Origin of the sequence: Clostridium sp. UBA4548 (assembly GCF_002387895.1) — a bacterium.
GTDB lineage: Bacteria > Bacillota > Clostridia > Clostridiales > Clostridiaceae > Clostridium_J.
The window spans coordinates 223746-246612 of the sequence record NZ_DGLI01000025.1; the positions used below are offsets into that span (position 1 = coordinate 223746).

Annotated in this window: 32 protein-coding genes; all 32 read left to right on the forward strand. The window is 30.9% G+C overall.

Annotated elements, in window-relative coordinates; all coding sequences use genetic code 11:
• Window positions 1-214: 214 nt before the first annotated feature.
• The 32 genes from B3040_RS10535 (at window position 215) to B3040_RS10685 (ending at window position 22824) form a co-directional block, all read left to right on the forward strand.
• Window positions 215-706 carry an NUDIX domain-containing protein gene (locus tag B3040_RS10535; protein ID WP_291573027.1) on the forward strand — a complete coding sequence of 164 codons (492 nt, stop codon included), beginning with the start codon at window positions 215-217 and terminating at the stop codon, window positions 704-706.
• A gap of 124 nt (window positions 707-830) precedes the next feature.
• Window positions 831-1247: an alpha/beta fold hydrolase gene (locus B3040_RS19490; protein ID WP_349679173.1), complete on the forward strand. Its 417-nt coding sequence runs from the start codon at window positions 831-833 to the stop codon at window positions 1245-1247.
• Between the two features lie 12 nt (window positions 1248-1259).
• Complete coding sequence (locus B3040_RS19495) at window positions 1260-1775, forward strand: alpha/beta hydrolase (RefSeq protein WP_349679174.1); 516 nt, start codon at window positions 1260-1262, stop codon at window positions 1773-1775.
• A gap of 144 nt (window positions 1776-1919) precedes the next feature.
• A complete protein-coding gene (locus B3040_RS10545; protein WP_291573029.1) occupies window positions 1920-2483 on the forward strand; it encodes a GNAT family N-acetyltransferase in 564 nt (187 codons plus the stop codon).
• A 340-nt stretch (window positions 2484-2823) separates the two neighbouring features.
• Window positions 2824-3264: a GNAT family N-acetyltransferase gene (locus B3040_RS10550; RefSeq protein ID WP_291573031.1), complete on the forward strand. Its 441-nt coding sequence runs from the start codon at window positions 2824-2826 to the stop codon at window positions 3262-3264.
• A gap of 150 nt (window positions 3265-3414) precedes the next feature.
• Window positions 3415-3975 (forward strand): GNAT family N-acetyltransferase, encoded by a 561-nt coding sequence (locus B3040_RS10555; protein WP_291573033.1) that lies wholly within the window; start codon window positions 3415-3417, stop codon window positions 3973-3975.
• A gap of 94 nt (window positions 3976-4069) precedes the next feature.
• The gene (locus B3040_RS10560) at window positions 4070-4636 is read left to right on the forward strand and encodes a non-canonical purine NTP pyrophosphatase (protein ID WP_291573035.1); all 567 of its coding nucleotides are present in this window, start codon (window positions 4070-4072) and stop codon (window positions 4634-4636) included.
• Between the two features lie 77 nt (window positions 4637-4713).
• Window positions 4714-5286 (forward strand): AAA family ATPase, encoded by a 573-nt coding sequence (locus B3040_RS10565; protein ID WP_291573037.1) that lies wholly within the window; start codon window positions 4714-4716, stop codon window positions 5284-5286.
• Between the two features lie 111 nt (window positions 5287-5397).
• Complete coding sequence (locus B3040_RS10570) at window positions 5398-6009, forward strand: P-loop NTPase fold protein (RefSeq protein ID WP_291573038.1); 612 nt, start codon at window positions 5398-5400, stop codon at window positions 6007-6009.
• Window positions 6010-6041: 32 nt separating this feature from the next.
• On the forward strand, window positions 6042-6701 hold the full coding sequence (locus B3040_RS10575) for a phage head-tail adapter protein (RefSeq protein ID WP_291573041.1): 660 nt from the start codon (window positions 6042-6044) through the stop codon (window positions 6699-6701).
• A 151-nt stretch (window positions 6702-6852) separates the two neighbouring features.
• The gene (locus tag B3040_RS10580) at window positions 6853-7128 is read left to right on the forward strand and encodes a YciI family protein (protein ID WP_291573043.1); all 276 of its coding nucleotides are present in this window, start codon (window positions 6853-6855) and stop codon (window positions 7126-7128) included.
• A gap of 252 nt (window positions 7129-7380) precedes the next feature.
• The gene (locus B3040_RS10585; RefSeq protein WP_291573045.1) at window positions 7381-7731 is read left to right on the forward strand and encodes a hypothetical protein; all 351 of its coding nucleotides are present in this window, start codon (window positions 7381-7383) and stop codon (window positions 7729-7731) included.
• Between the two features lie 328 nt (window positions 7732-8059).
• The gene (locus tag B3040_RS10590) at window positions 8060-8626 is read left to right on the forward strand and encodes a hypothetical protein (protein ID WP_291573047.1); all 567 of its coding nucleotides are present in this window, start codon (window positions 8060-8062) and stop codon (window positions 8624-8626) included.
• Window positions 8627-9195: 569 nt separating this feature from the next.
• Entirely contained in the window at window positions 9196-9417 is a 222-nt protein-coding gene (locus B3040_RS10595; protein WP_291573049.1) for a hypothetical protein, read from the forward strand.
• Between the two features lie 239 nt (window positions 9418-9656).
• Window positions 9657-10106, forward strand: coding sequence for a hypothetical protein (locus tag B3040_RS10600; RefSeq protein WP_291573051.1), 450 nt, complete (start codon window positions 9657-9659; stop codon window positions 10104-10106).
• Window positions 10106-10234 (forward strand): hypothetical protein, encoded by a 129-nt coding sequence (locus B3040_RS10605; RefSeq protein WP_291573053.1) that lies wholly within the window; start codon window positions 10106-10108, stop codon window positions 10232-10234. Before B3040_RS10600 ends, B3040_RS10605 begins: the two co-directional genes overlap by 1 nt.
• Window positions 10235-10276: 42 nt before the next feature.
• Complete coding sequence (locus tag B3040_RS10610) at window positions 10277-10624, forward strand: TIGR04076 family protein (RefSeq protein ID WP_291573056.1); 348 nt, start codon at window positions 10277-10279, stop codon at window positions 10622-10624.
• Window positions 10625-10813: 189 nt separating this feature from the next.
• Window positions 10814-11521: a sterol-binding protein gene (locus B3040_RS10615; RefSeq protein ID WP_291573058.1), complete on the forward strand. Its 708-nt coding sequence runs from the start codon at window positions 10814-10816 to the stop codon at window positions 11519-11521.
• A gap of 237 nt (window positions 11522-11758) precedes the next feature.
• Window positions 11759-12049: a hypothetical protein gene (locus tag B3040_RS10620; RefSeq protein ID WP_291573060.1), complete on the forward strand. Its 291-nt coding sequence runs from the start codon at window positions 11759-11761 to the stop codon at window positions 12047-12049.
• 76 nt (window positions 12050-12125) lie between these two features.
• Window positions 12126-12986, forward strand: coding sequence for a metallophosphoesterase family protein (locus B3040_RS10625; RefSeq protein ID WP_291573062.1), 861 nt, complete (start codon window positions 12126-12128; stop codon window positions 12984-12986).
• 288 nt (window positions 12987-13274) lie between these two features.
• Window positions 13275-13886, forward strand: coding sequence for a class I SAM-dependent methyltransferase (locus B3040_RS10630; protein WP_291573064.1), 612 nt, complete (start codon window positions 13275-13277; stop codon window positions 13884-13886).
• A gap of 326 nt (window positions 13887-14212) precedes the next feature.
• A complete protein-coding gene (locus B3040_RS10635) occupies window positions 14213-15070 on the forward strand; it encodes an AraC family transcriptional regulator (protein ID WP_291573065.1) in 858 nt (285 codons plus the stop codon).
• A gap of 523 nt (window positions 15071-15593) precedes the next feature.
• Window positions 15594-16013, forward strand: coding sequence for a DUF3788 domain-containing protein (locus B3040_RS10640; protein ID WP_291573067.1), 420 nt, complete (start codon window positions 15594-15596; stop codon window positions 16011-16013).
• 5 nt (window positions 16014-16018) lie between these two features.
• A complete protein-coding gene (locus B3040_RS10645; RefSeq protein WP_291573069.1) occupies window positions 16019-16426 on the forward strand; it encodes a DUF3795 domain-containing protein in 408 nt (135 codons plus the stop codon).
• 132 nt (window positions 16427-16558) lie between these two features.
• Window positions 16559-17425, forward strand: a complete 867-nt coding sequence (locus B3040_RS10650) for a nucleotidyltransferase domain-containing protein (protein ID WP_291573071.1) — start codon at window positions 16559-16561, stop codon at window positions 17423-17425.
• A gap of 205 nt (window positions 17426-17630) precedes the next feature.
• Window positions 17631-18458 carry a hypothetical protein gene (locus B3040_RS10655; RefSeq protein ID WP_291573073.1) on the forward strand — a complete coding sequence of 276 codons (828 nt, stop codon included), beginning with the start codon at window positions 17631-17633 and terminating at the stop codon, window positions 18456-18458.
• A gap of 367 nt (window positions 18459-18825) precedes the next feature.
• A complete protein-coding gene (locus tag B3040_RS10660) occupies window positions 18826-19308 on the forward strand; it encodes a GNAT family N-acetyltransferase (RefSeq protein ID WP_291573075.1) in 483 nt (160 codons plus the stop codon).
• A 74-nt stretch (window positions 19309-19382) separates the two neighbouring features.
• The gene (locus B3040_RS10665; protein ID WP_291573077.1) at window positions 19383-20012 is read left to right on the forward strand and encodes a CPBP family intramembrane glutamic endopeptidase; all 630 of its coding nucleotides are present in this window, start codon (window positions 19383-19385) and stop codon (window positions 20010-20012) included.
• A gap of 54 nt (window positions 20013-20066) precedes the next feature.
• The gene (locus B3040_RS10670; protein WP_291573079.1) at window positions 20067-20594 is read left to right on the forward strand and encodes an NUDIX hydrolase; all 528 of its coding nucleotides are present in this window, start codon (window positions 20067-20069) and stop codon (window positions 20592-20594) included.
• 195 nt (window positions 20595-20789) lie between these two features.
• Window positions 20790-21101 carry a Type 1 glutamine amidotransferase-like domain-containing protein gene (locus B3040_RS10675; RefSeq protein WP_291573081.1) on the forward strand — a complete coding sequence of 104 codons (312 nt, stop codon included), beginning with the start codon at window positions 20790-20792 and terminating at the stop codon, window positions 21099-21101.
• A complete protein-coding gene (locus B3040_RS10680) occupies window positions 21073-22011 on the forward strand; it encodes an alpha/beta hydrolase family protein (protein ID WP_291573083.1) in 939 nt (312 codons plus the stop codon). Before B3040_RS10675 ends, B3040_RS10680 begins: the two co-directional genes overlap by 29 nt.
• Window positions 22012-22254: 243 nt before the next feature.
• Window positions 22255-22824 carry a hypothetical protein gene (locus tag B3040_RS10685; RefSeq protein WP_291573085.1) on the forward strand — a complete coding sequence of 190 codons (570 nt, stop codon included), beginning with the start codon at window positions 22255-22257 and terminating at the stop codon, window positions 22822-22824.
• Window positions 22825-22867: the final 43 nt, after the last annotated feature.

Sequence of the window (22867 nt, forward strand, 5' to 3'; positions counted from 1 at the left end):
TACAGTAATTTTATGGTAGAATAGAAGTAATATTATATTGATTTATACAAACAAGACACTCAAATTTACTTTGGTTAGTAGTGGCCAAGCTTTTGAGAATTCAACGTATATTCCCCAACCAGGTCCAGTCTTGATAAGGGAGGGAATGTCTTGCGGGCTATACGTTGGCAGAGCAAGTAGTTCATAAATTTAGATTCAGAAAAAGGAGAAGAAAATGATAAAATTAAATACTTTTGGAAAAGAAATAAAGGGTGATTTTAGAGAAAGAAATAGAGCTGCTGGTATTGTACTAAATGGTAAAAAAGAAATAATTCTAATGAATTTAACAAACATGTATTTTCATATGTTACCAGGTGGTGGAATGGATGGAAATGAAAATATGGAGGAAGCTTTGTATCGAGAGTTAAAAGAGGAAACAGGTGCAAATGTTCAAATTATTAGTGAGTTAGGGATAGTTGTTGAAAATTTAGAACAAAGGAAAATGAAGCAAATCACATATTTTTATCTTACAAAAGTAGTTGGCGAAATTCAAGAGCCTAATTTCATGCCAGATGAATTGGAGCAAGGGTACCAGGTGGAATGGTATTCCATAGATGATGCTATAAAAATCCTTGAGGAAGAAAACGAGTATGAAGAGTACATAAAACAAAGAGAGTTAGATGCAATAAAAGAAGCAAAAAAATACTTACAGGAAAATGATTTATAATTTTAACTTCGTCCCTCCCTTCGTTTCGTACTGAAAACCTAGGTGGCAAACACCTCATAGGAAGAAGGACTCTGCGACTGCTGTTCAGAAATAGAGATTATTTTTATTAGAGGAGATGTAAGTTATGAAAAAACAAAATGATTATTTTTCAGAATATATCAAAATCAATGGAATAGAACAATACTTGTTACATCACACCATCAGTGCTGAACTTCCTGTTCTTTTGTTTTTACATGGGGGTCCAGGAATGGCAGAGTCAACATTCGCATATGCTTTTCAAAAAGAATTATCAAGTTTTTTTAATATTGTTCATTGGGACCAGAGAGGTGCGGGAAAAACATTAACTAAAGCTAAAAGAAATAGTAACTATCCTTCTTGCGAAGAATTAATAGATGATTTATTTCAAATAGTTACTTACTTGAAAAAGAAATATAAGAAAGAAAAGATTGTTATTTTAGGTCATTCTTGGGGAAGTGTATTGGGAACATTATTTGTGCTGAAATATCCTCAAGAGGTATTATACTACATCGGTGCAGGATAAGTAATAGATATAGTGGAGAATGAAAAGATTGGTTACGAAAAGGTAAAGGAATTAATAATAAAGGCGGGCAATAAAAAGGATTTAGGCTGCCTAGAAAAAATAGGGGTTTATCCCGAAAAAAATTACGAGAAACCTATGATAAAGAAATTACAAAGAGTTAGAATATTGCAAGGAAAGTATAAGGTTGGAATGAATTTTATTCCTATAATAAAAACATTAATTAAAAGCCCACTTTTTAGGTTATCAGATATTACAAGTTTATTTAAAGGTATGAATAATAATAAAAAACTTTGGGAATTTTTATTTTCCCATAGTTTATATGAGGAAAGTCGTGATTATAGAATACCTGTTTTTTATATTCTTGGAGACAGAGATTTTCAAGCCCCGCATACAATAGCAAGTGGTTATTTCGATTCAATTAATGCACCAAACAAAAAAATGTTTATTATAAAAGAAGCTGGTCACTTTATGATGCTTGATCAACCGAAACTGTTTACTAATGCTTTGGCTGATATTTCCAGACTATGAGTAAATACTAAGATTATAAAGTATAAATAAGAGGTAATTAAGCTGCATTCTTCTATAGTACCTTATGGAATAAGCTACTATTTATTTTGAAGAATAAATGTTAAAAGATGTATAGTTATACATAATGAAATGAGGGATAAGGATATGGTAGATAAAGCATTTAGTATGTTCCCTGAAATAAATACAGAAAGATTAAATCTGAGACAGATAAAACAGGAAGATAGGGAAAGTATATATGAAATTTTAAGCAATTTTGAAGTTATAAAATATGATACATTTGAATTGTTTACAAATATGAAGCAGGCTGAGGATATGATTAATTGGTTCGATGAGGCTTTCAAGCAAAACCAAGCCATATTTTGGGGGATTTCTTTTAAAAGTAGCTCTGAAATTATTGGATTTTGCAAATGTGAGATTGAAATCCCAAAAGTAAGAGCAGATTTTGGTTATGATTTGAATCCTAAGCATTGGAATAAAGGTATTATCACTGAAGCATTAAGTGCAATAATGAATTTTACATTTAATGCACTTGATGTTAATAGAATTGAAGCCACAGTATCTACAGAAAATATAGCTTCAATTAAAGTTCTTAAAAAGTTAGGGTTTACTCAGGAAGGTATTTTAAGAGAGCGTAGTTATTTGAGAGGAAGTTACCATGATATGATAATGTTTTCTATTTTGAAAAATGAGTATTTGAGTGCTACATAATAGAGTACTCTGTAAAAGAAGTGTTTCATATGAGTGAGAACAATCTAAGGTAATTTAAGGAATATTTTTATTATGAAAAGCTAGATAAACTCTAATTTCTAGAGTTGAAGTAACATAATTTTAGTTTTAGCTTTTTATCATCTTTCAAATACCTATTTAATTCATCATGTAATATGAAAGGTTCAATATGAACCCTAGGTTTATGAGAAAGTTTAAATAGTCACTAAGAAAAAGATATCCAAGCATATAGTAAAACACTACGAAGTAAAGATTTTTTATGTAATGGGAAGGTGATTTTAATGGAAATTAGACAAGCTGATGAAAGAGTTTTATTAAATTTATGGCAAGAAACAGAGAAAAGTATGGAACCAACTACCCGTTTTTTTATGACAACATTAAAAATGGAAATGCAGAATTTTGGACATGTAATGACGATAATCAAATTGTTGGAGAAATATATGTATTTAAAAAATTATCGGACAATGAATTTGCCGATGGAATACATAGGGCATACTTATGTGCTTTCAGAATAATTAAGGAACTGAGAGGTCAAGGGCTTGGTACGAAACTACTTACTACAGTTTTAGAACATATAAAGAATATGGGGTTTGAAATAGCAACTATTGGAGTTGATGAAACCGAAACAGATAATATACGTTTATATAAGAGAATAGGGTTTACAGAAAAAATAAAGGATTCTTTTGTTGACCCTTGTAATTTAGATGAAAATCAGATGCCAAATTCATGTGAGAAGTTTTGGCTATTACGAAAAAACTTATAGATACAGACTGTTCTTAAAGGATAACCTAATTACAGCATTTGAATACTTTAAAGATTAATAAACTTACTGAAAGAAAAAATAGGACTTTTATAAAAGTCAAATTGTAAAAATAAAACGAATTAATAATTCTTTATAAAGGAGGAAGAAAAAATGTTAAACCATAAGGGAACGCAGCCTATAGAGACCGAAAGGATTTTATTACGCAGATTTAAGCTGAGTGATGCAGTGTATATGTTTAATAATTGGGCCAATGATTGTGAAATTTATAGATTTTTCACAAGAAGCCCCCATAGCCACCTGAGTCAAACAGAGCAAATTATTAACGAGTGGGTTAATGCATATTCAAACGATGATTGCTACAATTGGGCAATTGAATTAAAAGAGATTGGTGAAATAATTGGTCAAATTTCAGTAGTGCATTTAAGTGAAAAGTACTCCCTATGTGAAGTTGGGTTTACCGTAGGTAGGTCGTTTTGGAGCAAAGGCATTGGGACAGAAACCCTGAAAGCTGTTATTAATTATTTATTGAAGGAAATTGGTATTAACAGAATAGAAGGGAAACATAATGTTCTGAATTTCCCATCAGGTAAGGTAATGGAAAAATCAGGGATGACTTTTGAGGGTACTATGCGACAGGCGGATATCAATAGGTCAGGGGAATTTAGTGATCTTGCATTATATTCAATATTAAAGACTGATTTAGCTATATAGTATGAAGAAATTAATTAGTTCCAAATTTTCTTAATTGATGAACAGCAGTAATTTTTATGAACCAACTAAAGTAATTTGATTAGAGGTTAATGTTATGAAAGATATAATTTTTGTAACCAGTAATAAAGGAAAGATTGCCACAGCACAAAATGATTTAAAAAATATCAGAGTATTACCATATGATGCTGAGTTAATTGAACCAAGAAGTGATGATATTAGAGAAATAGCAGAGCAAAAGGTATATCAGGCATATGAAATTGTCAATAAACCTTGTATATCATTGGATTCTGGTTTTTTTATCAAGGAGTTAAAAGGTTTTCCTAAGGCTTATGTAAATCATGCTTTAGATACAATAGGCATAGAGGGGATACTTAAACTAATGAAGGGCATAGATGATCGGTACTGTGAATTCAGGTCATGTTTAGCGTACTATGATGGAAGTGTTGTAAAGTTTTTTGAGAGTAAATCTCCTGGGAGACTTTCTCTAACTGTTAAAGGTATGGATAATAAAAACAAATGGTCTGATTTATGGTATATATTTATTCCTGATAAATTTCAAAAGACTTTAGCAGAGTTTGATGAAGATGATTTTGAAACTTATAACAAAACAAAGGAAGACTCGTGCATTAAGAAGTTTGGAGCATGGTACGATTTAAGCTAAGTATTTTAGTTAGGAATGTTCAGTTATTACCTATAGTAGTAATAAAACACCAACTTTACATCAAGGAGAGTGAGGAAATGGCAAGAGGAATTATTATTTTTGGTGCAGCAGGTTCTGGAAAAACAACCTTAGGAAAATTGGTTGCAGAAAGGCTCCGCTTTCCATATTTTGATATAGACGATTACATTTGGAGAAAAGATACAGTTAAACCTTTTACAGTTATGTATACCTATGAGGAAAAAGTTAACAGACTTACGACAGATATAACAAAGGGAACTCATTTTGTCATGGCAGGCTCCATGGATAGCTTTAATAAGCCATTTGTTCCATTATTTGATTTAGCAATACATATTACCGCTTCAATAGATACTAGAATTACCCGAATTAATAAAAGGGAATTTGAAATACATGGAGATAGAATTACGGAAGGTGGCGATATGTATGAAGGACATTGCTGTTTTCTTGATAACTCAGCAAGATATGATACCGATGGTTCTCCCTCTATGAGTACCCATACACAATTGGCTGATTCCTTACCTTGTAAAGTACTGCTATTAAATGGAGAAGAGGACTTAGATAAGAATGTTGAGATAATAGTCCATGAATATATAAAGTTAAATAGACAAACTGTCAAGGGCACAGATAGGTAGTCAAAAATCACAGGTTTATTATTACAGTAATTATATGGAAATAAGTATAATAGTTTGTTGTAGTAGGATAAAGAGAAACAAACTTTTATGGTACAAGGGAGAGCTTTTGAAATGGAGTTTTTGATCAACAAGTTGAACAATGAAGATATTTCTAAAAAAATATATATTATTGGGGTTGATGGCTTAGGTGGAGCAGGTAAAAGTACACTTGTTAATTCCTTAAAGTTGCAATTGCAAAGTGAAAACTATTATTCTGATGTGTTACATATTGATGATTTTATTCATCCAAAACGTATTAGATATGATTTGTCTAAAGAAGAATGGCATTGCTATTATAATGTACAGTGGAGATATGATTATTTAGTGAAAGAAATTTTGTCTTCTATAAAAAATGGTGAAATAATTGATAAACAAATAGAAATATATGATAAAGAAAATGATAGATATATTACACAGAGAGTCAACTTAGTTCATGGCTCTGTATTAATATTAGAAGGAATATTTTTGCAAAGAAAAGAACTAAAACCCTATTTAGATTTTATAATTTATCTTGATGTACCACGGGAAGTTAGACTAAATAGAGTTTTAGAAAGAGATGGATATATGGGTGGATTGGAAGATATAAAATGCAAATATGAAAAACGATACTTCCCAGCAGAAGAAAAATATATATTAGAATATTCCCCCATTGAAACTGCGGATTTTGTATTAAAGAATAGTTAAATCAATATAAATAGTAATTTGTAGGTGATTTTATGAATATCCAATGGTCAGATTTAATTAAAAAAATGCAATTACAAATAAATAAAAAAGATGCTTTTGATGAAGGGATTTATACATTATTAGAGTTAAGAAAAGAATTGATGAAACAAATAATGGGCTTTAAGGAATTATTGAATAGAGAAGATTTTAATGCGATGCCTTTTATTAATGTAAAAGGATATCATAATAAAACAATTGCCTATTCTTTGTATCATATTTTTAGGATAGAAGATATAGTGTCCAATTCATTGATTAAAAAACGAGAGCAAATATTTTTTAAAGATAACTATGGTGAAAGAATGAAGGCTCACATTATAACAACTGGTAATGAACTGGTCAAACAAGAAATTTCAATATTTTCATCAAAACTAAATTTGGATGAATTATATCAATATATTAGGGATGTTGACGTTTCGACAACACATTTATTAAAAGAACTTTCATATGAGGATTTAAAAATAAAAATGACTGAACAAGATAAGGAATTACTTAAGTTATTGGATGTAGTTAGTAATGATGATAACGCTATTTGGCTAATTGATTATTGGTGTGATAAAAATATTCAGGGATTAATTCAAATGCCATTTTCAAGGCATTGGATAATGCATATCGAAGCCAGTAATCGTATTAAAAATAAAATATATAAAAGCTAACAAATTCCAGTTTCTAGAGTTGAAGCAATACAACTTTAGTTTTTACGTAAGTAATGAAAAGATATAGATGCATTATTACAGTAAATATGTAGTAAGATAGTGTGAATCAAACATATATAATAATTCTAAGTAAGGAGAGGTGGCGAAATTAATGACATTTATTTATTTAATGAACAATAAGAAACCATTAAATAGTGAAATTATAAAGAAGCATGTGGGGTATTTAAAAGAATTAAAATCACAAGGGAAACTTATGCTCTGTGGACCTTTCACGGATTATCCTGGCGGTATGGTGATTTTCTTAGCAGAAGATTTAAATGAAGCAACTAAAATTGCAGAGACTGACCCATTCATTGCATTGGGGTTCAAATCATATGAAGTTAGAACAATAGAACTGGCAAATGAGGAAAACAATTATTTGCTTTAATCTTGGAAGAAAAGCATTGTCTTAAGTTTGTACTCTTCTTAAAGTATGTCTTAACCATAGAGTTATGATTAAGTTAAATAAATAAAAGTATGAAGGTTATATGGTTTCTGCATAGCCTTTTTACTAAAAATAAAGCATATTGGAGAAAGTTATGAAAGGTCACAGGTATATTATTACAGTAATTATATGGTAGAATGGAATTAATTAGATAGTATGTTATAGTAATTTAAGGCGAATTAAATGGAGGATATTATGGTAGGAAAGTATAAAGTAATAACTTTGTGCGGGAGTACGAGGTTTAAAGATGAGTTCTTGAAAGTACAAAAACAATTAACTCTAGAAGGGAATATAGTTATTTCAGTAGGATTGTTTGGACATGCTGATGGTGAGTTTGAAAATTTCATCACTCCTAAAATTAAAGTAATGCTTGACGATATACATAAAAGAAAAATCGATATGTCTGATGAAATTTATGTGATTAACAAAAACGGATATATAGGTGAAAGTACAAAAGGTGAAATAGAATACGCTATAAAGACTGGAAAAGGGGTTGATTATTTAGAGTGCCGTAATGCTTACTCTGTTTCACAATATGATAATTAAGCGACGTAACTAATCAAATTTAGAGTAGTAATTGGGAAATTCCATTTGGGCAAAGTGAAATTGATACGATGATAAATCAAGCCAAAGAGATTCTTGAGTGGTATGATAATATGCAAAATCCTGTTCCTACTTGGTATAAGAGTTACATAAAATGAGTATAAAGAGAAGTCGATAAACTCTAATTTCTAGGGAGATGGCAATATTAATTAAATTGTGCCTGGGAGGAAAAAATATGGATTATGATTCAATTAGAAACCAGTTGACATATTGAATAAATTATGAAGGGAGCGATGATGAATATAGAAAAAATAATGATAGAGACTGTATATTGACTGGAGGAAATTTATATGCTGATACATTATTTTCATTATGGCTTCCACTTAGATATACACTAAATTATTTTGATTGCGATAAATGGATTGAATGGAAAGAATACGAAGAAAAATCTCTTAAACCTCATGCTAGAAACTTAAAAAAACATAATGATTGTCTTAAGGATATCAGTGATAACATCTCTATCTTTTTACCTGAAACTGAATTAACAAATATGCTGTCTGCCTTATTCAAATTAGGAATAGAAAGAGCAAATGTTATGATATTGCCATACAGAAAATGGAATAACCTTCGAGGTGGAACTCCTTATTTTGATTATATGCCACATTTTTTATATGATTTGCTGAATACAAATAATGAATATTTTCTTGATGCTTTGAAAAAATGGATTAGTGACGAACATTTAGAAATGTTTTTTGAAGGTAATATAGTATCAAAAGAGAATATTAGAGATTTGGCTGGTACAGGTAAAGTAACTAGTCATAGACCGAATAATATAAATTTACAATTATTAATTAGAAATTATATTGAAATTTTAGATAGAAGAAGTGGATATTATTAATTGTTACAAATTCCAATTTCTAGAGTTGAAGTAATACAATTTTAGTCTTTTGAATCTTTCAAATATATATTTAGTTGCTTCATAAAGTATAAAGGGTTGAATATAAACCCTTTGTTTATGAGAAAGTTTAAGTAGCCACTAAGAAAAGTGACCAAGGAGTTATTAAGCTCTGTAGTAATTTTCTCAGTGGCTTATTTTTATATGTTTTAAAGTTTAAACTAAACTAATAAGTAGGCATCCTAACTAAAGCTTACACCACATTTAGGTCACAATTGGAAATTGTCTTCGACTTAATTTTATGCAAGTAATGAAAAGTTACAGGTATATTATTACAGTAATTTTGTGGTAAAATGTAATTGCTAGAGTGATATAAAAGTTTAATCTAAAGTCAAACTAATATAAAAATGTGAACTACAGATTATTTATATAATATACAAACAAAACGATACAAGTCTGTCTTGTATTGACATAAATATCTTAAATGTAAAGGAGTTGATTTTATGAATATGCTATACAACAAAATGTGGAGGGTGACCATAGTGTAGCCCTCCTAAAACTTGGAGGAAATTATGGTTAATATTAAATTAGATAGTGTTGATTTCAGCTTAAAAGAAGAGCACAATTTTTCATGGCTTAAATCATTTGGCAAAGTTTTTGCTGTCTTTGCCCAAAATGATTCAGGGAATATAAGTTTTGGTGTTGATAATGGGGAAGAAAAGTATTTTATTAAGGTGGCAGGCTTAAAAACAATAGAATCCATACGGACACAGCAAGAAGCAATGCTGCCTTAAAAGCGGCAATGCCTATATATGAGGATATCAATCACAAAAATTTGATAAAACTCGTCAAGCATTATACTCTTGGTGAGATTTATATTGCTGTATTCAAGTGGGTTGACGGCGATTGCTTATTCGACCATTGGAATTTTGAGAAGTATTACAAGAATCCACAGATTGTCCCCCCTGCAAAGTGCTTCAAGCAACTACCGATTTCCAAACGAATTGAATCAGCAGATGTGTTGTTTTCGTTTTTGGATACAGTTTCTAAAAACGGATATGTTGCCGTGGACTTCTATGACGGTAGCATAATGTATGATTTTTTAAGAGATACTACGACAATTTGCGATATTGACTTCTTTAGGAAAAAGCCAACATTCAATGATATGGGTGTAGATTACTGGGGGACAAAGAGGTTAAAGTCACCGGAAGAATATGTTTATGGTGCTGTTATTGATGAAGCTACAAATGTATTTGCACTTGGAGCGTTGCTATTTGACAGTTTTTTCGGTAACTATACAGATGCTGAAGTAAGACAGCGATATAAAATGAACGCATTTACACCTTGCTCTTTTGAGAACTGGGAATTAAGCAAAGGGTGCTATGATGTTGCACTAAAATCTGTCGCTATAGAAAGGTCTGAACGGTATGCATCGATAAAGGAATTTTATACTGCTTGGAATGTAGCTCTATTCGCTCCCTGATGGAAAAAATAACTCCATTTGGTCGGAGTGAAGTTGATACCATGATAAATCAAGCAAAAGAAGTTCTTAAGTGGTATTATAATATGCAAAATCCTATTCCTACGTGGTATAAGGATTACATAAAATGAGTGTAAAAAAGAAGTCGATAAACTCTAATTTGGAGGTAAATCATGAAAAAATGGTATGATGAGGAGTACAAATTTGAAATTGAGGTAACTGGGTTTCTTCGCAGTGACCATACAGAGCGGTACTGCCGAAACGGCGAGGAAGTTGGGGATAAGTATACCTGCACCTATGGCTGTCCCGTAAATATAGATGGGCAGGGTATCTGTTCCAAGGTTATGATGATTATGTTCCCAATCATGGAGTCGGTCAGAAGTGGCGGAGATTTAGTAAACATAGGTGGCAATGATAAATATAGCAAGGATATTGTATGCCCGGATGGCTGCGTCATGTTCAGGTTGACGGCAAAGAAACTTCACAATGAGAATTTTTATAAGGGAAAGTTTTTTGATTAGTTTTGATTTTTATTGTGCTCATTTTCAAGATAACTAAAATATATAAATTCCAATTTCTTTAGTTGAAGTAATATAACTTCAGTTTTAGCTTTTTATAAAGATGATAATGTTTGAAAAGCTATGTTTAGTTAAGTGAGTTATCTTACGAAGTTAAGATGAATTATTTTAAATAAAAGGGTAGGGAAAAATATGGAGATTAAAAAGATATTCGATGAATTTTCTAGTGCATTTGTTAAAAAAATTGATAATGACTATTTTATAAGAATACAACTTGAATTCTTGGATATTGAAGGAAATAATATCTGGCAGATTGATATTAAAGATAAAAAAATTAGCATCTATAATGATGAAAAACTTGTTCCTGAAGAGACCTTCACTTTAACAGTTGATACTCTTGAAAAATTATATAGGAATGAAATGTCTCCTCTAACGGCATTTGCCAATGAACGAAATAAAGATGGTGTGATGTGTTCGCTAATTGATCTTAAATATAAAAAACAGGATAAATTTATAAGGGTAAATGATGAAATACCAGAAGAGAAGTTGAAGTTTATCAATAGATTACATAGATTTCATGACTTCTTCAGCAAAGAATATCCTAGTAAAATTCTTGTGAAACATGAGAATTGCGTAAAGTTGCATAATGTAAAGGGAATTGGCTTATTTTTAGACTTTGAAAAAGGAATTCGTCATGCTTTCTTTTCAATAGAAGCAAATGAATGCTTAACACAACCCGCAATTGAGTTTAGGGTTTTTGTCTTGAATGGGAAAGGAATCTTGAGGACTGGCAATGAAGTTTATCCTATTGAAAAATATGAGTACTATCACATTAAACCGTCCAATAATGTGTATTTCGAAAATGAACATGATGAAGCTTTAGATATATTATATATTTAAAAAAAGAATCTGATAATTATATGTAGGTTATAGATTTTTAAAGTAATTTTAGTATCTTATTTTGTATGATTTATTCTTTAAATATGTCTTAATCGTATCATATAGAACTTGTGTAATAATTAGTTGTAGTAAATCATTACGTTTTTTAACTAATGGGAGGATAAAAGAGGGATTTTAAATTATCACTGTAAGTGAAGGTTAGAGTTAGCAAAGAAAATTTGCGAAAAGATAAGGAGTGTGGCAGGTACAAAAGGTATAAGAGTAATAATTGTTGGCGGTTCAGTTACAAGAGGTTATGAAGATGAATATTCAGATATTGAAATACCTATATTTTGGGCATTTGCAGGGGTAGCTTTAATTAAAACATTTACAGTTTGCTTATCCTGGGGATTTGGGGAATTATATCACAGAATATATGGAGTTATTCAGGGAAGTTATGAAATGTTTGTTATACCAGGTGTTTTAACTACATTAGGGTTATTATTCTTTATACTTTATATTGGAAGCTTAAAAATAAAAAACAAGTGAGAGTTGGACTCAATATTATTGTATGGTGAAGAGGAATATATTTAAAGATAAATAGGAATTTGAGGGAGAGTAAAAAGTGGATATAGCAGTCTTTTCAGATGTTCATGGTAATTACATTGCATTAAAGCGTTGCCTTGAATATGCACTTTCATGTAACATTAATACGTTTTTCTTTTTGGGTGATTATGTTGGTGAGTTAGCGTATCCTGAAAGAACAATGAAAATACTATATGAGGTTAATGAAAAATATAAATGTGTCTTTGTTAAGGGAAATAAGGAAGATTACTGGCTAAAATATCGTGCTGTTGGTGAAAAAGGCTGGGAAGACAAAAATTCTGCCAGTGGTTCATTACTATATACGTACCAATCACTTACATCTAAAGATTTGGAATTTTTTGCACAGTTGCAACCAGTGCAAGAGATAACCGTAGATGATAGGACAGTAATAACTATTTGTCATGGTTCACCCTATAACATAAATGATAAGATGTTGCCAGATGATAATAAGACTATGGAAATTATGAATAGTGTAAAAACATCAATTGTCTTATGTGGTCATTCACATATACAAAGTAAGATTGTACATAACGAGAAATGTGTTCTAAATCCTGGCGCCGTTGGTGTACCTCTTTTTAGTGAAGGAAAGACACAGTTTTTGATATTGCATGGAAATTGTGAGGGATGGTCAGAGGAATTTATCAGTCTTGAGTATGATGTTGATAGTGTAATCCGTGATATGCATGAAGTTAAGCTTGATGAACACGCACCTTACTGGAATGTGTTAACTAAAAATATATTGTGTGGAGGTAATACATCCCATGGTAAAGTTTTATCAAGAGCTATGGAGTTATGTAGAGAAGAAACTGGTAATTGTGTGTGGCCAGATATTCCTGAAAGGTGTTGGAAACAGGCTGTAAATGAATTAATAGGCTTATAAATAATAGACTACTTATTGAAATTAATAGTTAGATTATAATAAGAGTTTTGGATTTCTAATCACTGACAAACTCTAATTTCTAGAGTTGAAGTAAAAAACTTTAGTTTTTATGTAAGTAATAAAAGACGTAGGCATATTATTACAGTATTTTTGTGGTGAAATAGACTTACTAGGAAGATATAAGAATTTTATCTAAAGTGAAGCTAGTAGGCTATAACGACGTAAGTAAAATAGGAAGTACAAATGAGTCGCGGGTAGTAAAATAACTATTTTAATTTGGAGGGTATTATGAATTTAGAAGAGCTTAGTCCGAAAAGTAGATTTAGTAATCGAGTAGAGAATTATGCAAAATACAGGCCTGATTATCCTAAAGAAATAGTAAGTTTCTTAAGAAAAACAATTGGATTAACTGAAAAACATATTATAGCTGATATTGGGTCAGGTACAGGGATTTCATCAAAAATATTTTTGGATAACGGAAATCAGGTATACGGCATAGAGCCTAATAGAGAAATGCGGGAAGCTGGAGAAAAATATCTAAGTAATTATACTAATTTTCACTCAATAGAAGCATCCTCCGAAGACACAAAATTAGAATGTGAATCAATAGATATGATTATTTCAGGACAAGCATTTCATTGGTTTGAACCAGAAGCAACAAGAAAAGAGTTTTTAAGGATATTAAAGCCTAATGGATACGTAGTTTTATTTAGCAACAGAAGGAAATCTAGTAATAATGAATTTATGAGCAATTATGCAGAACTGATTTCAAAATATGCACAAGAAGAGTTTAGTAAATCTTTAAATACAGATAAGTCTTATTTCTTTGATTTAAAACTAATTCACCAGATAATATTCCCTAACCCTCAAGTATTTGACTTAGAAAGACTAAAAGGATAGTTAGTTTCTTATTGGTATATTCCAAATGAAGGAGACCCTAAATTTAGTAGTATGATTACTGAATTTGAGAACTTATTTGATAAGAATAATAATAATGGATTATTGAACTTTGATTATGAAACTGTAGTGTATTACTGCAAAATGAAGTGAACTTGCGCTACTAATCTAAGAGATCAACAGTAGAATCTTATAGCTTCAATATAAACAGTAATTTGATGTATAGGTTATTTACATAATCTTTTAGACAAGACAAAACATAGCACAAAAAGTCGGGAATCACCATTTGAAAAGAGATAAGATATATATACAGACAGGGGGGAATGATTATGAGGTGGCTTGAAGGAATTGGTGAAGCTATTAATTATATTGAGGAGAATATTACTGAAGAAATTTCAATAGACTATATTGCAAAAAAAGCATTTATGTCTCCGTTCTACTTTCAAAAGGGATTTGGAATGCTTTGTGGTTTTACCATTGGAGAGTATATCAGACAACGCAGGCTTACCCTTGCCGGCAGTGAGCTTGTTTCCACAAATGAAAAAGTCATTGATATTGCACTGAAGTATGGCTACGACTCACCAGATAGTTTCACAAAAGCTTTCATCCGATTTCATGGCGTCACACCTACTGCTGTTCGAAAAGATGGAGCAATGATTAAATCTTTTGCTCCGCTGAAAATCAAATTTTCATTGGAAGGTGGTTATATTATGGATTACAAAATTGTTGAAAAAGACTCGTTCACTATTATGGGGGCATCAAAGGTATTCAAATACGATAATGCAAATGCAAAAGTTCCACAGTTTTGGACAGAACATTATGAGACAGGAAATGGAGATTTTGTATGTGGAATGTATGGAGTAAGCATAGATGAGAGTATGGGTTCAGATGAGTTTGAATATTTAATTGCAGATAATTACAATCCATCTATAGAAATACCTAATGGCTTTATTACAAAGATTATTCCTAAACACACCTGGGCAGTTTTTGCTTGTAAGGGCCCAATGCCGAAAGCTATGCAAGATGGGAACAAAAAAATCTTTTCAGAATGGTTACCTAATTGTAAGGATTATGAAATTGCGGCAGGTTACAATATTGAAATGTACACCAATATAGCTGATTATCCTCAAGGTAACCAAGATGAAAACTACTACAGCGAAATTTGGATTCCTGTTAAGAAAAAATAACTATTTAAAACAGCATAGTTCGGAGTTCATTAAATATTTCAACTTATATAGATAAAGTAAGATATTTTAGTTTTATCGGATCTTTCAAATATCTATTTAATTGCGTCATAAAGTATAAAAGGTTGAATATAAACCCTAGGTTTAAGAGGAAGTTTAAGTAGCCACTAAGAAAAGTACCCAAGGAGTTATTAAGCTCTGTAGTAATTTTCTCAGTGGCTTATTTTTATATGTCTTAAAGTTTAAACTCAACTAATAGGTAACCAATTTTTAGCTAAGACTTAAAGCCTTCACCACCTTTAAATCTTAGCTGCAAATTGTCTTTGACTTAATTTTTATGCAAGTAATAAAAAGGTACAGGTATATTATTACAGTAATTATATGGTAGAATAAAGTTAATTAGATAGTATGTCATAGTATTAAATGTGAACCTATCAAGGTAATAAATATACATAATTATATATAGGAGACAATGATGATTATATAAGTTTCAATTATTTGAATTTATAAAAAGGGGGATATACTTATGCTTAAAAACGTACCAACAGAAGAGGAATTGAATCAATTAATGGAAGAGGATGTATTTAAAACTTGGTGTGTTATCAATAACTTCATTAAGGATAATTACGATATGGATATGCTATGGGATAATGGCGGGAAAACAGGTGTTTTTGAATTAAAATATCGTAAGAGTGGAAAAACATTTTGTGCGTTGTATCCAAGAGAAAAAGGTATGAGAGTTTTAATTATATTGGGAAAGAATGAACGAGAAAAATTTGAAACTTTAAGGAAAGACTTCTCCGAATATATAAATAATTTCTATGATAATACTCGCCAGTATCATGATGGGAAATGGTTATATTTAGATATAATAAATAACACAGTAAGCGCAGATATAGAAAGATTATTATTTATAAAGAAAAAACCAAATAGAAAGAGAGCGTAATTTTCATGAATATAACAAGATGTGGATATTGTTGCGACTTATGTAAAGCATTTGAACCAAATATAAAAGAAAATGACCAGAGAAAAGAACTTTCAAAAGCATGGAAGGATTATTATGACCTTGATATTTTAGCAGAAAATATACATTGTAATGGATGTAGATGTGAAAAAGAAAATCGAAAACTTATTGATACCAATTGTCCTGTAAGAAAATGTGTTATAGAAGAAAATTTAAATCATTGTGGGGAATGTAACAAATATCCTTGTGCCACTTTTAATCAAAGGCAGGGACTTTCAGCAAATGAAGCAAAAGAAAAATTAAGAGAAAACTATGATGCTTCTAAATATAATGAGTATTTACTTGCTTATGATAATAAATCAAGAATTGACGAGTATAAGAAAAGTAAATTTTAATATGGAAATCGTCAGTTTAGGTAGAACTTTATTTCGGACTTTTCTTAAATCATGTCTTAATCGTATAATTTAGAACTTGTATAATAATTCATTGTAGTAAATTATTATGTATTTTAATTAATGGGGGGTATAATGGGGAATTTAAATTATCACTGTAAGTGGAGGTTAGAGTTAGCAAAGAAAATTTGTGAAAAGATAAGGAGCGTGGAAGGTACAAAAGGTATAAGAGCAATAATTGTTGGCGGTTCAGTTGCAAGAGGTTATGCTGATGAATATTCAGATATTGAAATACCTATATTTTGGGAAGAACTTCCAAATGAGAATCTTCGAAAACTTATAGTAAAAGAATTAAAGGCAGAATTTTTTTATCCATATGATCATGAAGCAAGAGAGGATAATATCATTTTAAATGAGCTTAGAATTGATTTATGGCACATTACTCTTGAACAAGAAGAACAAGTTATAAAAGCTGTAATTGAAGACTTTGAAATTGATTTTGGAAGTAGTAATGCAATAGATACCATAAGAACTTGTATACCTATATTTGGAGAAGATAAAATAAATTCTTGGAAGACTAGAGCAAAAGAATATCCAAAACAAATTGCAATAAGTAGCATTAATAAAGCCCTACAATCCATAGATAGCACACAGGTTGAACTTTTGATACAAAGAGAGAATTCAACATTATTGTTTGAACATATTGCTAATCTCCAAAAAAACATATTTATAATACTACTTGCCTTAAATAAAGAATATTTTCCAACTTTTAAATGGATGTATAAATCACTTGAAGGTTTTAAAATCAAACCTAATAATGCTCAACAAAGATTTAGAGATGTTTTTAATTATTCTTTAAAGGAAGCATTTGAAAACACCTTGGCTATTATGGTTGAAACCCTTGATATGATTAATAAGATATATCCAGAAGTTAATACAAATATAGTGTTAAGCAAACTAAAATCCCCTCGAAAACCCCACCTTTACCCTATAGATATTTAAGTTTTAGAAAGAGTTGAGATAAAGTAATTTGAAAATAGGGTTACAAATATAGAATATTTTTTCTATTCTTTATATGTATCTGGGAAGAGATTAATCATAGTTAAGTTAATACAGAACAATGTTATAGCAGAATTTAATTGAAGGGTTAATGAGTAAGTTTTATCAATTACTAGACTGGTTATGAGAGAAGGGAGTTAATATAGGTATGAAAAGAACAGTATACTTTCTTGAAGGATTACCTGGCACTGGAAAATCAACTATTGCCAAGTGGCTAGAAGAAAAAACTGGCGCAAAATGTATTTTAGAAAGTGACTTAAATTACCCTAATGATTTATGTAATGTAGTAGGTATTCCATTAGATGTTTATAATAAAATTTCTTGTGAATTTCCTATCATAGACGATTTTATTGAGCAACATGGCATGTATATATATGTAAATATTGAAGAGGTAAGAAACTGTTTTCCAAATGAACATAAATTATTGAGTATATTATCTGAATGGGATATTGGGGATGAATTTAATCCACATATGACACTTTCACATTATATTCCATGTACTTTAGAGTTTTTTAATAATCGTTTTACTCAATTAGATGAAAATTATCATAGCATAATATTTGATAGTGTGTGGCTTCAAAACCCCATAAATGAACTTCTTTCAAGAAATGCAGATAGTGAAACTATAATAAAATATTGTTCTTCACTTGCTGAAATGTTGAAAAAGTTTAGCCTTTACTGTATCTACTTAAAACGAGATTGTGCTGATAAAACAATTAAATTTGCTAGTTATACAAAAGGAGAACAATGGACAGCTCGCGTTACTGATTTGTTCACTAAGACACCTTATGGAATTACTCATAAATTAAAAGGATTTGATGGCTTAATCAAATATTTCTCAGAAAGAGCTGAAATTGAAGAAGAAATCTTATCACGTAGGATTATAAAGTGTTTACAATATACTGTTGATGAAAGTAATTGGGATAAAGTGAAAGAATTAATATGGGAAGATTTGAAGAATAATAGAATTATTTAAAATTATACCACTATAAAATAATGCAAAGTAACCTTAAAATATGTCTTAATCATAGAAATATAATTAATTTAAACTTGCAAAAGTATAAGGGTTATGTGGGTTTTACATAGTTTTTTTACCTATATATAGAGCAGATCTAAGCTGCTTAATATACTCTAAAAACTGTCATTTTACTCTTAGAGAGAAATAGAAGGATCATATAGTTAAAGATAAATAGGAATTTGAATTGTAAATTATTTATATTACTGGAGGTAAATGAATGGATATTGAGATACGCAAGTTAATACCAGAGCTTGCAGAAGATTACGTGCATTTTTTTGACACTACGCCACACGATAACAATGTGGATGAGCATAAATGCTATTGTGTGTGTTGGTGTAATGATGATTATGAGGGAAAAGATTTTTCAACAGTAGAGAAAAGAAGAGAATGTGCCTTACAATATGTTAAAGGCAATAACATTCAAGGTTATCTTGTTTATAGTGGTGATACGGTTGTTGGATGGTGCAACGCAAATGCGAAATCAGATTGTTTGAAATGCGCTAGTTGGCGAAGATTTATGGATTATGTACCTTTAGAGCAATCTAACACAGGCATAAAGGTGAAATCCATATTTTGTTTCGTGATTGCGCCGGAGATGAAAAGAAAAGGCATTGCCACACTTCTATTGGAACGTGTGTGTAAGGAGGCGGTTCAGGATGGATTTGACTTTGTGGAGGCATACCCATACAAAGAATCTAGTTATCAATCATCAGATTTTGGCGGCCATTTTGAGATGTATAAAAAAAGTGGATTTAATGTGTCTTTTGAGACTGAACAAGGGCTTGTCATGAGGAAGCGGTTAAAGTAGTACTTTTCAAAATAAGCAATATATTAAGCTGACAAATTCCAATTTATAGAGTTAATTATTGGGGGGGATAAAGGGTGAAAGACGGTAGAGAACACACTATTAGAAGAATTATTGGATTATTAGTTTTTCTTCAGTTATTATTATTTGGAATAAAACAATGTCTTTTTATTTTTTTCAAAAGAACTGATTATTTTGACAGTATAGCATCTATGTTTGCCATGATAATTATTATAGTTTTATTTATAATTTTCACAAGAAAACAGAATGTAGCACTTTCAATATTTCCTGAAAAATTTGGTGTATTTTATAAACTTGCTACCATTGTTGTGGTAGTTCTATTTATTACCACTCCGTCTAATTTTACTGGTGGATCTCAAGCAATAACCTTACTTGTTTACAGTAGTATCGTGACACCAATTTTTGAAGAGTTGATATTCCGAGGGTATGTTTGGAATAAACTTAATACAATATTATCAAAAGAATGGAAAACATATATTGTTTCAACAATACTATTTGCATTGTGGCATATCGGTTATAGTAGTGCTATTGCCTTTCGTGTGGAAAGTGGACTTGTAAATGCTATGATATGGAAAGTAATAACAGGTTTGTGCTTTGGAATTATTTTAGGGGCTATTCGATTAAAAACTAAAAACAGTTACTCAACAATATTGTTGCATGGAGTCCTAAATATATTTGGTAGATAAACATTACATTCCGGATTTGAAGTTAAATTATTATTTATGGGGGTACTGTATTGTATGGAAATGATTGATATTTATGACGAATTAGGCCAAAAGTGTGGTAAGACCGAGGAAAAATACGAGACTCATAGAAAAGGACTTATTCATAAAGGTGTTTGTGTATGGATTATTAATTCTAATGATGAGATACTATTACAAACTCGAAATAGTCAAGTTATGTTCCCAAATATGATGGATATTTCGTTTTCAGGACATATCCAAGCTGGTGAAACATCTTTAGAAGCAGCTATACGAGAAGGAAAAGAAGAACTTGGCATTGATTTAGAAATGGATAAACTCCAGTATCTTTTTTCGAGTCGAGAGTATGGTGAGGTTGATGGATATATTGAAAATGAAATAGATGATGTGTTCCTTTATAGAACGGATATTCTTTTAGAGGAGTATTCTTTCTGCGATAATGAAGTGAAAGAGGTATCCTATGTTTCACTTGAGAAATTCAAAATAATGGTAGAAACACATTCCACAATGCTTATGCCTTACAAAACACATTATATTTTTTTACTAACAGCATTGGGTAGGTGGTAAATTTAGTCGATTATATGGACTTGATTTCGTGCTTACCATGACAAATTCCAATTTCTAAAGTTGAAGTAATACAACTTTAGTTTTTATGTAAGTAATTAAAAGACATAGGCATATTATTTCAGCAATTATATGGGGAAAAAAATTGTTTTAAAAGTAGCTGTAGTAAATTAATCAAAGTTAGTTAGGAGGATTGTTATGGGGAAAATTGTAACTGTTGGAGGGGTAAATCCAGCATCATCACTGGACTTGATTGATAAGGAAATTATAAAGCTTACTAATAAAAAGTATCCCAAAATACTTTATGTTCCTACAGCGGGTGGAGACAACCTAGGTTATTGTGATTTTTACAGAGGAATATATGAAGGACGTTTTGGCTGTGAAATGGACGTGCTTTTTTTAATCAACGAAACACCCACAGAAAAAGAAATCCGAGAAAAAGTATTTTCATCAGATATTATATATGTAGGTGGAGGTTTACATGATGGACTTGAAGTCAGAGATTTCTGAAATTATTGATATTAAAGCTGATGATATACCAGCTTCAATTGAATATAGTATAATAGAATCCATAAAAGAAGCTGGGTATGAGAGACAGCTTATTGAGTATAACTCCAATGGAGATACAGTCATTGCCTTTCTTTTAATTCCCGAAGTTCTTAATAATAATCCTGCAATACTAATAAATCACCAGCATAACAGCGAACGTCATTTAGGGAAAAGTGAGGTATGCGGATTAGCTGGTAATCCCTTGCAGGCTTTTGGACCAGAGTTAGCGAGAAAGGGATTTGTTGTTTTAGCACCTGACTCGATATGCTTTGAAGAGAGACGGAAAAATGCGCAGGGGATAGTACCTCTACCAGGTGATGAGGATTTTTTTCAACATTTAAATGAAATGTGTTACCGTATCTTAAAGGGTGATAATCTTATGAAAAAAGTACTGCTTGACGCTATGAATGGAGTAACTTTACTGTCTGAACTTACTTTTACTGATAATAAAAAAATTGGCGCACTGGGGCATTCTTATGGTGGAAATACCGTGCTATTCCTGTCTGCATTAGATGAACGGATTTGTTTTAGCTGTGCAAGTGGAAGCGCATGCACCTATGAGAACCGAATGCTAAATGATGTAGGTATTGAACTGGCAAGCGTGATTCCGGGTTTCAACAAAAACTATGATATATTTGATTTAGTACACTGTATTGCTCCAAGGCCGTTATTGATTGTCTCTGCGGATGAAGACAAATACTCGAAGGATGCAGACTTTATTGTTGAAGAAGCTCGTCCATCATATGCAAAATATGGGGCTGATAATAAATTATGTCATAAGAGATATAATGGTGGACATGGACTGACAAAAGAGAGGTTTGATTACATCATCGAATGGTTGTGTATAAGTGCCGAATACACCGCATTATAAGCGTTATATGAAGATATTTTACTTCACCTTCTTCTTAAGATATGTCTTAATCATAGAATTATGATTAACTTAAACCTACAAAAACATGAAGGGTATGTAGTTTTACATAATCTTTCTACCAATAAATAAAGCGTATTTAAGCTTTCTGATATACGCTTTAAGACTTGAGCTTTTAATCTAATAGAGGAACAGAAGAATTGTATAATTAAAGGTAAATAGCAACGTAAAGGGGTGGATTGTGTTTTGAAGAAATACCTTTATCATGGCTCTGATTATTCTGGAATTACAGAATTGGAAGCTCGTTCTAAACTCTATAATACCGATAAAAAAGTAGTATATTTGACAGATAATATTCCCTATGCATTGTATTATATTTGGGATGAAAAACACAACGGCTATAGTGGGAAACATGTTACAGGTTGGATTAAGAATGGAGTTGCATATTATGAAGAGCAATTTCCTGATCAATTAAAAACTTTCTATAAAGGAGTTTCTGGCTATCTCTATTGCATTTCCAAGAATTCTGGTATTCAATCCGTTGAAAACAGAGAATGTCTGTATTATAGTTTGAAAAATACCGTTATAGCTAAAGTTGATTATATTTCTGATGTATATGAAGAACTTTTGAAATATGAAGCATCAGGTAAGTTTAAGGTGTTACGATACAACGAACAATCGAAAAAGCGTCAAGACGAACTAATTGATTTGATTGCAATAAGTATTGTTAAGTCAGACTTTTTCAAGGACAATGAAGCCAAGGCACAGTTTATGAAAAAATATTTTGTTAAGGCATGGGAGAAGGCTCTTAAGTAGCAATAAATTTCAATTTTCAGTTGAGAGTATAAATTCCAATTTC